Below are 16008 nucleotides of genomic sequence, written 5' to 3'. Positions count from 1 at the left end.
GAACTTGGCTGTTCTCCTCTATTGTTTAATGAAAAAACATTATTCGATTTTAATTATTCTACGATATACATTTCGTTAGAAGCTTTGATATATTCCTGCGGATTAAAAGTAGACTCAAATGTATTTTTTACAATATCTAATTTCAATTTTAATTCTCCCATTTCTTTTTTCAAATAAGGGTCTTTATTGTATTTTTCAATTAAACCCTCGTACTTTTTTAAATTTTCCAGAATTCTGAAAGTTATATCTCCAAAACGAATTTTAAGATTCTGAACGGCGAGCATTTGATCGTGGTAACTTTGTTTCCAGTTTTCAGGATTTTTTTCGCGCTCTTCTACAATTTTATTTTCAGCAATTTTTGAGATATCAAGAATATATTGCGTTCTTTTTTTCGCATCGGTTTCTTCAGTAAATTTTCTTTCAAATTCTTCAAGATTAACACCAAGCATATTCACAAAATTCTCCTTCATCTCTTTATCCTGAAGACTTCTTAATTCGTCCAGGCTTTTGTTAATTGCTTCCCATTCGGTTTCAATTAGATCTTTATCGTGGGTAAATTGAGATACCGAAGTTGTTAATTTTAGCATTTCTATACTTTGCTTTTGTAGCTCTTTTTGTCTTCGATTTAAAGATTCAATAAAAGTACCAATCCCATCAAATAGACTCCCGGCGAACATTCCTACAAAGGGAGTTCCCTGGCTTAGATCACCGGTTACTGCCATAATGTGATTTAGGGCGGCTAAGCTTGCATTGCTATCCTGTTCTTCCTTTACAAAATTCTGAAATTTACCAAACCATTCTTTGTACCCCTCATAGTGCATAGGATTACTTACTTTATCTAATGTGGAATAAAATTCTCTTGAACTATTAAATAAGTTTAGGGGTTTTATCTCGCGCTCCATACTGGCAAGATTTAATACTGCGGAACTATAGTTATATTTATAAACGCTTACCGTATTTTTATCGATTTCAGATTGGCGCTCTTCCAAAAACTTTACACGCTCTAGAAGCTTTTCAACTTTATCTGAAGCATTTTTAGAATTTTTGATACTTTCATCAAGATTGGTGATTTTAGAATCAATTTCTTTAATTCGAAAGTCCAGATTTTGACTTAGTAAAGCTCGCTCGCGGTTCAATTCTTTAAGAACCTGATCGGTTACTGTTTCATTAGGAACAGTAGTTGAAAGACTTTGCGCAAAAGTAGCTCCGCTAAAAGCAAGAAAAAGGCTAAAGCTTATGGTTAATTTCTTCATTAGTGGTTAAAGTTGATTTAGTTATTCAGCATTTTTTATGCCAAGCTAAATTATCATTTTTTACTTAATAATAAAGATGAAACACTTCAACGCTCCTTTTAAATATTCATTTTTTAGAAAAGTTTACCAATTTTAAATAAAATTGGGAATTCTATCGTATTTGATGTTCCAAAGCTCAGTCTAAGATCTTCATAAATATCATCTACAGGATCAAATCCATTTTTCGCTATAAAATGTTTAACAGCAGACCATGTTTTTATGTATCCAATAAGCCTATCAAAACTCCATTCTTCTCTAAAAATGATTTTTGATGTTTTTATTTCGTCAAACGGAAATGGTATTGTGTTATAGCTTTCATCTAAATATTTGCGCTCTTCGTCCCAATATGGACCGATGATTTGGTAATAAAAATGATCCATTATCTCATTTGTTTTTGAATTACTACGGAAGAGACTATAACCCAAAATTGCTATAATTCCGTTACTTTTTAAAGTTCGCTTAACTTCAGCATAAAATTTATTGAAATCAAACCAATGAATTGCTTGAGCCACTGTAATTAAATCAAAATAATTATCAGGAAAATTTACATTTTCAGCTGGTTGAATACTATAATTGATATTGGATAAGTTAGGTGCTTGTTGTATTTGATTTTCGCTGATATCAGTGGCTTCAACAAATTTAAATAGCTTAGAAAGTTCTTCTGCTACCTGCCCATTACCAGTAGCACAATCCCATGCTTTTGATTTAGCATTTGCATGATTCATTATTTCTGTAAAAACCGCATCTGGATACTTGGGACGAAAAGTGGCGTAGTTTTGAGACTGATCTGAAAAGTTATCTTTCATAAAATGAATTAATAATTTTAGAAAATTCAACTTGATAAGTAGAATTTCAACCTTTAATAATTATTCGAAATTAGAACTTTAGAAAGATACAAAATAAGCTCATACTTCATTCAGATTTTATAGATAGAACATATTAATCATCTGGCATTTGAGATTTCAACATGAATAAAATTTTTTTTTCGAAATATCTAATTTATAGACGAATAAACTTTAGCTAAAACGATTTATTTTTTTAAACTTTATTTTCGTATAATAGCAAGATCAAATAGCTCTAGTTGCAATATCATGAAAAAACTAATATTTCTACTGTTGATATTTTGCTATATAAGCATAAATGGTCAGAATAATAATCCAGTATTCCAAGGTTGGTACGCCGATCCTGAAGGAATAGTTTTTGATAATCGATATTGGATCTATCCAACATTTTCAGCTCCGTATGATGAGCAAGTTTTTTTCGATGCTTTTTCTTCTCCAGATCTTGTAAATTGGACAAAGCACGAAAAAGTGATCGATACGGCAACAATAAAATGGGCAAAACGTGCAGTTTGGGCACCATCAATTATCAAAAAAGAAAATAAGTACTATTTATTCTTTGGCGCAAACGACATACAAAGCAATGAAGAGTTAGGCGGAATTGGTGTTGCAATTGCAGATTCTCCAGAAGGGCCTTATAAAGATCATTTAGGCAAACCGCTTATCGGTAAATTCTATAATGGCGCGCAACCTATAGATCAATTTTGTTTTAGAGATAAAAATGGCCAGTATTACCTTTATTACGGTGGTTGGGGACATTGTAATGTTGCGAAATTAAATGACGACTTTACAGGTTTTGTTCCTTTTAAAGATGGTACCATTTTTAAAGAAGTTACACCTGAAGGTTATGTTGAAGGTCCTTTTATGTTCATTAAAGATGGAAAATACTATTTTATGTGGTCTGAAGGTGGCTGGACAGGTCCAGATTATTCAGTGGCATACGCAATTGCAGATTCACCGCTAGGGCCTTTTAATAGAATAGATAAGATACTTCAGCAGGATAAAGATATTGCTACCGGTGCCGGGCATCATTCAGTAATAAAACATCCCAAAGATGACGATTATTATATAGTTTACCATCGTAGACCGCTTACAGAAACCGATGGAAATTCTAGAGAAACCTGTATCGATGTGATGGAATTTGACAGCAACGGACATATAAAACCGGTAAAAATAACCAATAAAGGTATTGCGGCACATCCTTTAAAATAAAAATTGCAATCTAAATTATTCAACATAAACTATGAAAAAAAAGTTCTTAAAGGTACTGGCCTTTTTTGCCGTATTCAATTATGCGGACGCCCAAAATCATCTTATAGAATCTGTTGAGAATCCTGTAGATTTTGTAAATCCACTAATGGGAACAGACTCTAAACCTGAATTATCTAATGGGAATACGTATCCCGCAGTTGCTGTCCCGTGGGGAATGAACTTGTGGACACCCCAAACAGGTAAAATGGGAAATGGATGGGCGTATACCTATGATGCAGATAAAATACGCGGATTCAAACAAACGCACCAGCCATCTCCTTGGATGAACGATTATGGCCAATTTTCGTTAATGCCGGTTACCGGCGGACTGAAATTTAACCAAGAAGATCGTGCAAGCTGGTTTTCTCATAAAGCTGAAGTATCTACTCCTTATTATTATAAGGTATATCTGGCAGATCACGATGTGACAGTAGAACTTACACCAACCGAGCGTGCCGCCCAGTTCAAAATAACCTTCCCTAAATCTGATAGCTCATACGTAGTTATCGATCCTTTTGATAAAGGTTCTTATGTAAAAGTGATTCCAGAAGAAAATAAGATCATTGGATACACCACAAAATATTCCCGCGGTAAATTAACCAATTTCAAGAATTATTTTGTGATTCAGTTTGATAAACCATTTATTGATGTGAATACTTGGGAAGGTAATAAATTAGCTAAAGGACAGGCTGAAATGGAAACAGATCACGCTGGTGCTATTGTTGGTTTTGATACTAAAGACGGAGCTGTTGTAAATGCAAAAGTGGCTTCTTCTTTTATAAGTTTCGAGCAAGCTCAATTAAATTTGGATCGTGAAATCGCGAGTGATGATTTTGAAACTACAAAGCAAAATGCGCGTGATCTTTGGAACGAAAAATTAGGCAGATTAGAAGTTTCCGGCGGAACGATCGATCAAGTGAGAACATTTTATTCTTGTCTTTACAGAACTTTATTTTTTCCGAATAAATTATACGAAATTAATGAAAACGACGAAATTGTTCACTGGAGCCCTTATAATGGAGAAATTCTTCCTGGTTACATGTTTGCGGGTACTGGTTTTTGGGATACGTTTAGAGCCCTTTACCCATTCCTAAATTTAGCCTATCCTTCTATAAATAAAAAAATGCAACAGGGTCTTGCTAACGATTATAAAGAAGGTGGATGGTTGCCAGAATGGTCTAGCCCCGGTTATGCTAATATTATGGTTGGTAATAACTCCGCTTCTGTTGTTGCAGACGCCTATATAAAAGGTTTACGAGGTTACGATACCGAAACTTTATGGGATGCTTTAGTAAACGGAGCCAATAATGAAGGGCCTATGACGGCTGTAGGACGTGCTGGTGCTCCCTATTATAACGAACTTGGATATGTACCATACGATGTTGGTGTTCACGAAAGCGCTGCAAGAACTTTAGAATATGCCTATGACGATTTTGCTATCTACCAATTTGGAAAAGCGATTGGAAAGCCAAAAAAGGAGATTAAAAAATACAAGGAAAGAAGTATGAATTATAAAAACCTCTTTGACCCTAGCTATGGATTAATGAGAGGTAAAAATGAAGATGGAAGCTGGCAGGAAGATTTTAATCCTTTTAGATGGGGAAATCCTTTTACTGAAGGAAATAGCTGGCACTACAGCTGGTCAGTTTTTCATGATGTTGAAGGTTTAATTGGTCTTATGGGAGGTAAAGAAAACTTTGTAAAGAAATTAGATTCTGTTTTTTCTATGCCTCCAATTTTTGATGAAAGTATGTACGGTGGCGTAATTCACGAAATTCGTGAGATGCAAATTGCAGATATGGGACAATATGCACACGGTAACCAACCTATTCAGCATATGATTTATCTTTATAATTATGCTGGAGAGCCATGGAAAGCTCAAAAATGGGCTAGAGAAACTATGGATAGAATGTACATGGCTACACCAGATGGTTATTGTGGTGATGAAGATAATGGACAAACTTCAGCCTGGTATGTATTCTCTGCTCTAGGTTTTTACCCCGTAACTCCAGCGGTAGATCAATATGTAATAGGAGCTCCGTTATTTAAAAAAATGACTGTGAACCTTGAAAATGGAAATAAGATCGAGATCAATGCTCCAAAAAATAGCGACAATAATAAGTATATTAAGAGTATGAAAATTGATGGAAAGTCTTACAACAAAAACTATTTGAAACATTCAGATTTATTAGATGGCGTAACGATTGATATCGAGATGAGCGCTTACCCAAATAAAAATCGCGGTACTACAAAAGATGCTTTGCCTTATTCATTTTCTAACAAATAGCATTAATTTATGATTATAAGCTCATTTCAAAATAAATCCAAGTTTAAAAAAGGAATCCGACTTTTAGGCATCGGAATTTTACTTAGCTCTTTAAGTTTATATACTTCCTGCAAAGATGCTGAAGCCGAAGAAAATTCGGTTTCAGCATCAAAAATAAACGATACTAAAGATTTTGCGCAGTATGTAGATCCGATGATTGGTACTGCAAAAATGGGACACACCTACCCTGGTGCAACCGTTCCTTTTGGGAGCGTACAATTAAGTCCAGATACAGATACTATTCCTTACGCTGTAGATGGTCATTACAATCCAGATGTTTATAAATATTGCGCAGGCTATCAATATGAAGATAGAACCATTGTTGGTTTTAGCCATACGCACTTTAGTGGCACAGGACATTCAGATCTTGGAGATTTTTTGATTATGCCTACCACAGGATATCTTCAATTAAATCCTGGTACTGCTACGAATCCTGAAAGTGGATATCGTTCCAGATTTTCTCACGACAAGGAAAATGCAGAAGCTGGTTATTACAGTGTGATGTTGGACGATTATAATATTAAAGCTGAAATGACAGCTACATCGCGCGTAGGAATGCATCAATATTCTTTTCCTGAAGGGAAAGATGCACATATTATTTTCGATCTAATGCATGGTATTTATAACTATGATGACAAAAACGTATGGACATTTGTACGTGTAGAAAATGATACGTTAGTTACTGGTTATCGCCAAACTAATGGTTGGGCAAGAACACGCCGAGTTTACTTTGCCATGTCTTTTAGTGAACCAATCAAGGATTATGGTAGAACTCGTTATGATAAACAACCTTACAATGGTTTTTGGGGAAAATTCGATCAGTCTAAAAACTTTCCTGAGATCGCCGGAGAGAAAATTAGAATGTTTTTTAATTTCGATCTAAAACCTCAGGAAAAATTAAAAGTCAAAATGGCTATTTCTCCGGTAAGTTCGGAAGGTGCTTTAAATAACATGAAAGAAGAAACTCCGCATTGGGATTTCGATCAGGTTAAAAAAGAAGCAAGAGCCAAATGGAATCGTGAGCTTAATAAAGTTCAGTTATCATCTAAAGATAAAGATGAATTGACTAACTTTTACACTGCCATGTATCATGCCTTTTTAGGACCTACACAATATATGGATACCGATGGTAAGTATATGGGCTTGGATATGAATGTTCATCAAGCCGAAGGATTTACCAATTATACCAGCTTTTCGCTTTGGGATACTTATAGAGCATTACATCCACTATTCAATATATTACAGCCAAAACGAAATGCTGATATGGCCGAATCGATGATGGCCCACTATGACCAAAGCGTACATTCTATGCTACCAGTTTGGTCGCATTATGCCAACGAAAACTGGTGTATGATCGGGTATCATAGCGCATCTGTTTTAGCTGATGCCATTGTAAAAGGTAATGCAGATTTCGATCAGGAACATGCTTTACAAGCTATGGTGAACACCGCCAAAACAAGATACTACGATGGTTTAGGCTACTATATTGACATGGGTTATGTACCTGAAGATAAAAATGGTGCGTCAGTATCTAAAACTTTAGAATACGCCTACGATGATTGGGCAATTGCCCAGGCAGCTAAAAAACTTGGTAAAACAGAGATCTACGAAGAGTTTATTAAAAGAGCTGAGAATTATAAAAATGTTTATGATTCAAAAACCGGCTTTATGCGTCCTAAATTAATTGATGGTACTTTTAAAAAGGATTTTGATGAATTAAATACTCACGGACAAGGGTTTATTGAAGGAAATAGCTGGAACTACAGTTTATACGTTCCTCACGCTCCCACTGAAATGATCGAGATGATGGGCGGAAAAGAGCCATTTTCGAAGCATTTGGATTCACTTTTCACTATGGAACTTCCTGATAAATATTTCGAAAATACTGAAGATATTTCCCGTGAAGGGATTATTGGTAATTACGTACACGGCAACGAGCCTTCACATCACGTTGCTTATCTTTATAACTGGACTAATACTCCGTGGAAATCTCAGGATAAAATTCGAATGATTTTAGATATGAAATATCAAACAGGAGCCGACGGTCTTAGCGGTAATGACGATTTCGGACAAATGAGTGCCTGGTATATTTTTAGTAGCCTTGGCTTCTACCCTGTTGCTCCGGGATCTGTGGATTATGCTTTAGGAAGTCCTGCTATTAAAGATGCAAAATTAAATCTTGATAATGGTAATATTTTCAGAGTTATTGCTGAAAACCAAAGTGATAAAAATGTTTATGTGGAAAAAGTAGAACTGAATGGCAAAGAATTATCCAAACCATTTATTTCTCACGAAGATGTAATGAATGGCGGTGAACTTAAATTTTACATGAGCAACCATCCAAATAAAGACTTATTTATAAATTAATGTATAATTTATATTGTTCTGAATTTAAAAAGCGGGCAAATACCCGCTTTTTTTACTAATCGCAAATCCCTCGAGTGCTTTTGAAAATTCCTAATTTCAATACGCAGTGAAAGCTTTAAATTTTAAATTTCACAGGAACCGAAAAAATTATATTAACCGCTCTTCCATCTTTCATTGCTGGTTCTAATCGTTTTATCTTTTTTACCGCTAGTTTTATATTTTTTGCGATCTTTTTATTTTCAAAATCAACATTAACCTGGTCTACTTTTCCTTTTTTATTTATTCTGAATTTCGCAATAGCGGTATACAATCCTGGTTCTAAATTCTGGCTATTTATAATAGCTGTATCCACATTAGCCATTATCGTATTACGCACACTCTTATAAAAACAATTAGCAAGCTCTTTATTGCTGGCATTAGGATCACAGTCTTCAGCAATAGGAATTTTATCTACAGCTTCAAGATGCAAATTCTCTATTGCAGGATCTGATTGTGCCATCACCAAACAGCTTATCATAATAAAAACTACGGTGGAAAGTATATTCTTGAACATTCATAAACAATTAAGAAATCGAATGTAAAAATTTCGAACGAGAAGACATATTAATCCCTGTAAATTTTATCCCAAAGCGTAATTATTTTGTATTTTGCTGGAATAAAATAAACATCCCCAAATTCCTTAAATGAAATTATTCATCACCATCATCGTTGGATTATTATGTTTTTCTGCAATTTCTCAAACTAAAATTTCAGGTAAAATTATCGAAAATGACTCCACTGCAATTCCTTTTGCTGAAGTTGTTTTAAAAAACGTAACGTCTGGAAAACTCATTGGTACTATTACCGAGGATGATGGTAGTTTTCAGCTGAACACTACTCCCGGCAATTACAGTTTAGAAATTTCATTTGTAGGCCAACAATTGTTTACTAAAAAGATTGAAGTCAAAGAAGACGCTATAGATTTAGGAACTATAATCGTCGATAATGCTCAAGAATTGGATGAGGTGCTAATTACCTCGAAGAAGAAACTGATTGAGCGAAAAATTGATCGGCTTATTTTTAATGTAGAAAATTCATCAAAATCGTCACAGGGTGATGTTGTTGAGGTTTTAAAAATAGTTCCAGGTATTCGTGTAGAAAATGATGCTATAACTATGATTGGTAAAGGTAATATGCGAGTGATGATTAACGAGCAAATGCTGCAACTTTCTGGTGTAGACCTTATAAATTTCCTGCAAAGTATCGATTCTGAAACTATTAAGAGTATCGAAGTTATTAGCAATCCACCGGCCAGATACGAGGCTGAAGGAAATAGCGGACTCATAAATATCGTCCTGAAAAAGCCCAAAAGCGATTCTTGGAATGCACAACTTAAAGGAACATACATACAGCGAACCAAAGCGAATTATAGAAGTTCGGCCAACTTCAATATTAACAAAGATAAATTTACATTTTCAGGACGACTTGGTTTTATAAAACATCAACTAGTGCTTCAGGAAAACTTAACATCTACATATCCAGAAGAAACCTCAGTAACTTCTACCCCGGTTGATATAGATCTGGAAGGCTCGGTAGCTTCCGCAGAAATTGGCTATGAAATGAATCGAAATTGGCATTTAGGCGCACAATATTATTTTAATGGTACGGCGGCAAATATTGAATCTTTGCCTAAAACCAAAATCACACGAAATAATTTAGAAGATAGCTTTATAAGAATGAATGGATCTGAACCCCAACATCCACGAGTTCACAAGTTAAACCTTAATACCAATTTCAATTTAGATTCCTTAGGTAAAAACGTGATTTTGAATCTAGATTACTTGTATAATACCAACGAAGATAAAAAGTATTATAAGGGTATAGAATCTCTTGGCTTAGATGAAAATACAGAGACTAGCTATTTTAGATCTTTCAATAAAACCAATAATAAATATGATATTTATTCGGCAAAAATAGATATTGAAAATCCATTAAAATGGATCGATTTAGACTTTGGCGCAAAGTATACTTATTCCGATATTTCTAGCGATATTAAAAGTTTTAACACAGGATACACTTTAAATCCTACAGATGAGATTCCTAATATTCCTGCAGTTCCTTTTGATTACGATGAAAAAATTGCTGCGGCGTATATTTCAGCAAATAGAAATTTTGGTGAGCAATGGTCTGCACAGTTTGGTTTACGATTAGAAAATACCGCTATAAGCGCCCTTTCTCCAAATTTGGATATAAATCGTGAGGATAATTACACTAACCTCTTCCCTACTTTTTACATTAATTATAATCTTGATACAAAAACAAACTTTTCACTCAATTACAGTCGTAGGATAGAGCGCCCAAACTTTAGAGATCTCAATCCTAATACTTATTATAGAACCCCGTCTATATTTTACTCGGGAAACGCCTATTTAGATCCCTCATTTATTCATAATATAGAATTTAGTGTTTTGCATCATGATTTTGTAACCCGACTTTATTTTACTCGGGAAAACAATGCATTTGGTGAAGTTCCAATAGCCAATACATCGATTAATAGTACAGGATTTAGTTACGAAAATTATATTGACAGGATGCTTTTAGGAATCTCTGAAAGTTTTACCTGGAATCCAAGACATTGGTGGACTAACGTAAATAATTTAGATCTAAATTATGCAAAATCAACTTTCAATTTAGAGCAACCACAAGCATATCGCAGTGGTTTTAATAGCAGAATTAGCACTAATAATGATTTTAATTTAAATTCTGAAAAAACAATTATCGGTGGCCTTAACTATTGGTATCAATTTGAAGGTGTCGATGGAATTTTTGAAACCCAAGCGCAAAGTTCTCTAGGACTTTCGCTACAGTTTTTACTCTTAGATAAAGATTTGAATATCAGCCTTCGTGGAGAAGATTTATTTAGAAACGCTATTGAGCGAAAAACGGCTAAAATAAACGGAGTTACTCAGGAAATTAGAAATTTTTACGATTCCAGACAATTTTGGCTGAGTGTAAGCTACAAGTTTGGAAATGATAATTTGCAAGTGCGTTCGCAAAAATCAGGAAATATAGATACAGAAAGACGCGCCGGAGGTTGATTTGAGACTTAAATTATCAAAAAAAAGTCTTTAGTTAGATTTTAAAATCAACTAAAGACTTTTTTGATACTTTCAAAATTGGACAATTTTATACTCTTAAGGCACTCAGCAAAATACTTACCGGATGTTGGGCTTCGCGTTTTGTTCCATCAAAAATCTGATGCCTACAACTGGTTCCGTTTGCTGAAATTATCGTTTCTTCTGAAGCTTTTCGAACCGCTGGAAAAAGCGTTTGTTCACCAACCGCCATACTTACCTCGTAATGTTCTTTTTCGTAACCAAAACTACCTGCCATTCCGCAGCAACCCGAAGGGATAATGGTTACTTTGTAATTTTCAGGTAAATTTAAAATCTCAAAAGTTACTGCAGTATTCGATAAGGCTTTTTGATGGCAGTGACCGTGTACTTTTATATTTTTTTCTTCGGAAGTAAATTGCTCTTTTTTGATGTTTCCGAGGGCCATTTCCTTCTTCAAAAATTCTTCAATAATAAAGCAATTTTTAGATAATTCGGTTGCTTTTTCTCGATCATCGGCTAAGCGCAAATATTCGTCCCTAAATGTTAGAATTGCTGAAGGCTCCAAACCTAAAAGCGGTTGATCTTCTGCAACCAAATTGCTAAAAATAGAAACGTTTTTATTCGCCATTTCTTTCGCTTCTTCTAAAAATCCTTTAGAAATATGCGCTCTTCCACTCTCTTCGTGATCGGTAAAAATAACTTTATAATTCAGCTTGCTTAAAAGTTCAAGAGCATCAAAACCAATTTCAGCATCCAAAAAATTCGTGAACTCATCATTAAAAAAATAAACAGACTTTATAGGATTTCGCGGAGTTAATCGATCTTTATTCTTTTCGAAATAAGATTTTAAAGTCATTTTGGCCAATTTTGGCAAACTTCTTTGGGGAGCTACGCCCATTATTCTTTTAGCAATACCAGAGGTTAAACTATTAGAAAACATAAAATTAGCCACTCCAGGAACTTTGGAAACCATTTTATTCATTTTTCCATTATTGGCAAAAGCTTTACTTCGATTGGAAAATCCGTGTTCTTTTTGATATTGATACTGAAATTCTGCTTTTAAAGCGGCAACATCAACACTGCTTGGGCATTCACTTTTGCAGCCTTTACAGCTTAAACAAAGATCATAAGCATCTTTAATTTCTTTATGACTAAATTTATTTTCTTTATCTGAATTTGTTAAAAACTCCCGCAACGTATTTGCTCTAGCCCTGGTAGTATCTTTTTCGTCTTTAGTAGCGCGATAACTTGGGCACATGGTTCCGCCGCTTTCCGCAGATTTCCTACAATCCCCACTCCCATTACACTGTTCCGCTAAACGTAAAATCCCCTGATTTTCATCAAAATTCATCAGGGTTTTTATTTCCGGCTCAATTCGATCTGGTTGATATCGCAACGAGGTATCCATAGCAGGAGCATCTATAATTTTGCCGGGATTAAAGATGTTCTGTGGATCAAAAGTAGCTTTCACCTGTTTTAATAGTGCGTAATTTTTAGATCCAACCATCATTTCCACAAACTCAGCACGAACGCGGCCATCGCCATGTTCTCCGCTCATAGAACCATTGTATTTTTTAACCAATTTCGCTACATCTGTGGTAATCTTTCTAAAAAGGGCGACATCTTCTTTCTTCTTCAAATCTAAAATAGGGCGCAAATGAAGCTCACCCGCACCGGCATGGGCATAGTAAACCGCATTTTGCTTGTACGATTTCATAATCTGGCTAAACTCTTTTATGTAATCTGCCAATACCGGTAAAGCGACCGCGGTATCTTCAATACAGGCTACGGCTTTTTTATCGCCAACGATATTTGCTAATAAACCAAGCCCAGCCTTTCTTAATTCTGAAGCCATATTAATTTGCTCGCCATAAAGAATAGGATTGGCGTAACTCATTCCATTCTCTTCTAGAGTATGTAATAAGGCTTTTGTTTTTTCCTGAAGTTCATCGGCAGTATTTGCTCTAACCTCAAGCATTAATATAGCTTCAGGATCTTCCTGAATAAAAAACCTGTTCTCACGATATTTAATGTTTTGCTTGGTACAATCTAATATAGTTTTATCCATCATCTCGCAGGTGTAGAGTGAATGCTTCATGGTAGAAGCTACATCCTGCAAACAATCTTCGATACTACGATAGTGCGAAGCAATCATGGCTGCTTCAGGCGGTTGAAGATCATCCAACTGCAAAGTAAGCTCGGTAGTAAAGGCTAATGTCCCTTCGCTTCCGGCAAGCAAATGGCAAATATTAAGAAGCTCGTCTGAATCTTCAGAAAAAACTTCAGAATAAATTAATTCATCTATCGCATATCCTGTATTTCTACGATGTAATTCTCGTGGCGGAAATTCTTTAATAATCTCTGCTTTATTTTCTTCCGAAGAAAGTATTTCAGCTATATTTCTGTAAATATCACCTTCTAAATTATCCAATTTCAGCTTTTCCTGAAACTCTTTTTTAGAAATAGCTTTAAATTCAGCTTCGCTTCCATCGCTAAGAATTGTTTTTAAGGCAACCGTTTTTTCTCGGGTGGTTCCGTATTTAATGGAAGTGGTACCGCTACTATTATTTCCTACCATTCCACCCACCATACAACGGTTGGAAGTTGAAGTATTAGGCCCAAAGAAAAGACCGTGTTCCTTCAGCATTCTATTAAGATCGTCTCTTATAACACCTGGTTGTAGTGTTACCGTTTTATTTTCTGTATCGAGACTTAAAATCTTGGTGAAGTTCTTAGATACATCTACAACAATACCAGTACCTACACATTGGCCAGCAAGAGAAGTCCCCGCCGTTCGCGGAATCAATGAGGTTTTATTTTCTTTAGCAAAAAAAATAAGTTCTTTTAAGTCGTTCTCACTTTTAGGATAACTTACCGCTAATGGTAGTTCTCTATAAACTGAGGCATCGGTTGCATAAATCGATCGCCAAAGTTTATCAAAAAATAACTGGCCATCCAGTCGCGTTGCTAATTGCTGAAGTTTCTTTTCCATACAGCCTTTAAAATTAAGCAAATTCACTAAACTGCTTAACAGATTTTTAAAGATAATTAACAATAGATTGGCTAAAAGGCCTAATATTACTTTCCGTCAAAAAGTATTTTTGCCCAAAATATATAAATCAAAACAATGAAGAAGTTTTTAGTGATTACATTGGTTACCTTAGGATCAGCTTTATTTACGAATGTAAATGCACAAGAAATTGCTGATAATGCTATTGGTCTTAGACTTGGAGGGAGTAATGGTTTTGGACCAGAAATTTCTTATCAAAGAGCGGTAGGAAGCGATAATAATCGTTTAGAATTCGACCTTGGTTGGAGAAATCATAAGCATTATGATGTTGTTAAACTTGTTGGATTGTATCAATGGGTTTGGAATATCGAAGGTGGCTTTAACTGGTACGCTGGTGCAGGTGCAGGTATCGCAAGTCTAGATGATGATAGAATTGGTGATCCCTATAACGACGGTGCTTATATTCTTATAGCAGGAGATATTGGTATTGAATACAATTTTGATATTCCTCTAGCGCTTACTTTAGATTTGAGACCAGAAATTGGATTTAATGATTACGAGACTATCGACGATCTTGCTCCAGATTTTGCGATTGGTGTTCGTTACCAGTTTTAAATTGATAACATCGAGATAAAAAAAAGTGGAAATTAATTTTCCACTTTTTTTATGCTCTTTTCTAAAAGTTCTGAATACATTTTTTCGTACATCGGTACGATCTGATTAATATCAAAAGTCGCTGCAACTTTTCTGGCGTTTCTTTTAAAGGTTTTTAAAGTTTCATTATCACTTAATATGGCAATAGCCTTCTTTGCCATTCCTTTCACATCGCCTACGTCGCACAAATAACCTGAGACCCCTTGCTGGTTTACTTCCGGTAATCCTCCGGTGTTACTGGAAACAACGGGAACGCTATTTATCATTGCCTCTAAAGCAGCTAAACCGAAACTTTCTCTTTTTGACGTTAGTAAAAATAAATCTGAAAAACATAGAATTTTATCAATCTCGTGACTTTGACCTAAAAACATCACTTTATCATGAATACCCAGTTCTTCTGCTAAAGCTTCGGCTTTTTCTTTTTCAGGACCTTCACCCACCATCATTAAACGGCATTTTAATTTTTTCTGAACTTCATAAAAAACCTTAATGGTATCCTGAATTTTCTTTACTTTCCTAAAATTGCTAATATGAGTAATAATTTTTTCATCACCGTCAGCCATCAATTCTCGCTGACAATCGGTGAAGCTTTTTTCCTGATACTTAGAAGCATCAATGAAATTAGGGATTACTCTGATCTCTTTCTTAATTTCAAAAAGTTCTAATGTATCTTTTCGCAGACTTTCAGAAACTGAAGTAACCATATCGCTTGCATTGATACTAAAGGTAACTGCAGGTTTATAAAAAGGATGATTACCTACTAAAGTAATATCTGTACCGTGCAGCGTAGTTACCATAGGAATATTTATCCCTTGATCTTCTAGCATTTTTTTAGCCATATAGCCCGCATAAGCATGCGGAATAGCATAATGTACATGTAATAATTCAATTCCGTGTAGCTTCACCATATTTACCAGTTTACTGCTTAAAGCAAGCTCGTAAGGTTGGTAATGAAATAATGGATAGTCTGGTACGTGAACTTCATGAAATTTCACATTGCTAGATAATTGATCTAATCGTACCGGCTGTTTGTAGGTTATAAAATGAACTTCATGACCTCTTTTTGATAACGCCAGGCCAAGTTCTGTTGCGACTACACCACTACCGCCAAAAGTGGGATAACAAACTATTGCTATTTTCATTAATCCTTTTTTAAAATCGGCTAGAACCGATT

The 16008-nt window shown here is 35.0% G+C and carries 10 protein-coding genes; 5 read left to right on the top strand and 5 right to left on the bottom strand.

All coding sequences use genetic code 11. The features are described 5' to 3' along the window. Window positions 1–53: 53 nt before the first annotated feature. A complete protein-coding gene (locus PBT91_RS08555; protein WP_270061363.1) occupies window positions 54–1253 on the bottom strand; it encodes a hypothetical protein in 1200 nt (399 codons plus the stop codon). A gap of 113 nt (window positions 1254–1366) precedes the next feature. Continuing rightward, window positions 1367–2098, bottom strand: coding sequence for a class I SAM-dependent methyltransferase (locus PBT91_RS08550; RefSeq protein WP_270061362.1), 732 nt, complete (start codon window positions 2096–2098; stop codon window positions 1367–1369). Window positions 2099–2383: 285 nt separating this feature from the next. Here PBT91_RS08550 and PBT91_RS08545 point away from each other — a divergent pair, with 285 nt between their 5' ends. The 3 genes from PBT91_RS08545 to PBT91_RS08535 are packed head-to-tail and all read left to right on the top strand — an operon-like array spanning window position 2384 to window position 8075. Next, on the top strand, window positions 2384–3343 hold the full coding sequence (locus PBT91_RS08545) for a glycoside hydrolase family 43 protein (protein WP_270061361.1): 960 nt from the start codon (window positions 2384–2386) through the stop codon (window positions 3341–3343). Window positions 3344–3374: 31 nt separating this feature from the next. After that, a complete protein-coding gene (locus PBT91_RS08540; RefSeq protein ID WP_270061360.1) occupies window positions 3375–5669 on the top strand; it encodes a GH92 family glycosyl hydrolase in 2295 nt (764 codons plus the stop codon). 9 nt (window positions 5670–5678) lie between these two features. Next, window positions 5679–8075 carry a GH92 family glycosyl hydrolase gene (locus PBT91_RS08535; RefSeq protein WP_270061359.1) on the top strand — a complete coding sequence of 799 codons (2397 nt, stop codon included), beginning with the start codon at window positions 5679–5681 and terminating at the stop codon, window positions 8073–8075. 115 nt (window positions 8076–8190) lie between these two features. Here PBT91_RS08535 and PBT91_RS08530 read toward each other — a convergent pair whose 3' ends face one another. Continuing rightward, window positions 8191–8628 carry an energy transducer TonB gene (locus PBT91_RS08530; RefSeq protein WP_270061358.1) on the bottom strand — a complete coding sequence of 146 codons (438 nt, stop codon included), beginning with the start codon at window positions 8626–8628 and terminating at the stop codon, window positions 8191–8193. A 130-nt stretch (window positions 8629–8758) separates the two neighbouring features. Between PBT91_RS08530 and PBT91_RS08525 the strand changes: the two genes are divergently transcribed. Then, the gene (locus tag PBT91_RS08525) at window positions 8759–11152 is read left to right on the top strand and encodes a TonB-dependent receptor domain-containing protein (protein WP_270061357.1); all 2394 of its coding nucleotides are present in this window, start codon (window positions 8759–8761) and stop codon (window positions 11150–11152) included. Window positions 11153–11240: 88 nt separating this feature from the next. On the opposite strand, the gene PBT91_RS08520 is transcribed toward PBT91_RS08525, so the two are convergent. Then, entirely contained in the window at window positions 11241–14162 is a 2922-nt protein-coding gene (locus PBT91_RS08520) for an FAD-binding and (Fe-S)-binding domain-containing protein (protein ID WP_270061356.1), read from the bottom strand. Between the two features lie 135 nt (window positions 14163–14297). On the opposite strand from PBT91_RS08520, the gene PBT91_RS08515 reads away from it, so the two are divergent. Then, entirely contained in the window at window positions 14298–14795 is a 498-nt protein-coding gene (locus PBT91_RS08515; RefSeq protein WP_270061355.1) for a hypothetical protein, read from the top strand. 32 nt (window positions 14796–14827) lie between these two features. Here the strand turns inward: PBT91_RS08515 and bshA are convergent, their stop codons facing one another. Further along, the gene (gene bshA / locus PBT91_RS08510) at window positions 14828–15976 is read right to left on the bottom strand and encodes an N-acetyl-alpha-D-glucosaminyl L-malate synthase BshA (protein WP_270061354.1); all 1149 of its coding nucleotides are present in this window, start codon (window positions 15974–15976) and stop codon (window positions 14828–14830) included. Between the last annotated feature and the right edge of the window lie 32 nt (window positions 15977–16008).

The organism is Zunongwangia sp. HGR-M22 (assembly GCF_027594425.1).
In the GTDB taxonomy this organism is placed as follows: domain Bacteria; phylum Bacteroidota; class Bacteroidia; order Flavobacteriales; family Flavobacteriaceae; genus Zunongwangia.
Note: the sequence above shows the minus strand (reverse complement) of the source record. Positions and strands in the feature narration are given on the sequence as shown.

Coding starts and splice junctions, on each gene's coding strand:
- PBT91_RS08555 (WP_270061363.1), bottom strand. CDS start 1,253: ATGAAGAAATTAACCATAAGCTTTAGCCTTTTTCTTGCTTTTAGCGGA.
- PBT91_RS08550 (WP_270061362.1), bottom strand. CDS start 2,098: ATGAAAGATAACTTTTCAGATCAGTCTCAAAACTACGCCACTTTTCGT.
- PBT91_RS08545 (WP_270061361.1), top strand. CDS start 2,384: ATGAAAAAACTAATATTTCTACTGTTGATATTTTGCTATATAAGCATA.
- PBT91_RS08540 (WP_270061360.1), top strand. CDS start 3,375: ATGAAAAAAAAGTTCTTAAAGGTACTGGCCTTTTTTGCCGTATTCAAT.
- PBT91_RS08535 (WP_270061359.1), top strand. CDS start 5,679: ATGATTATAAGCTCATTTCAAAATAAATCCAAGTTTAAAAAAGGAATC.
- PBT91_RS08530 (WP_270061358.1), bottom strand. CDS start 8,628: ATGTTCAAGAATATACTTTCCACCGTAGTTTTTATTATGATAAGCTGT.
- PBT91_RS08525 (WP_270061357.1), top strand. CDS start 8,759: ATGAAATTATTCATCACCATCATCGTTGGATTATTATGTTTTTCTGCA.
- PBT91_RS08520 (WP_270061356.1), bottom strand. CDS start 14,162: ATGGAAAAGAAACTTCAGCAATTAGCAACGCGACTGGATGGCCAGTTA.
- PBT91_RS08515 (WP_270061355.1), top strand. CDS start 14,298: ATGAAGAAGTTTTTAGTGATTACATTGGTTACCTTAGGATCAGCTTTA.
- bshA (WP_270061354.1), bottom strand. CDS start 15,976: ATGAAAATAGCAATAGTTTGTTATCCCACTTTTGGCGGTAGTGGTGTA.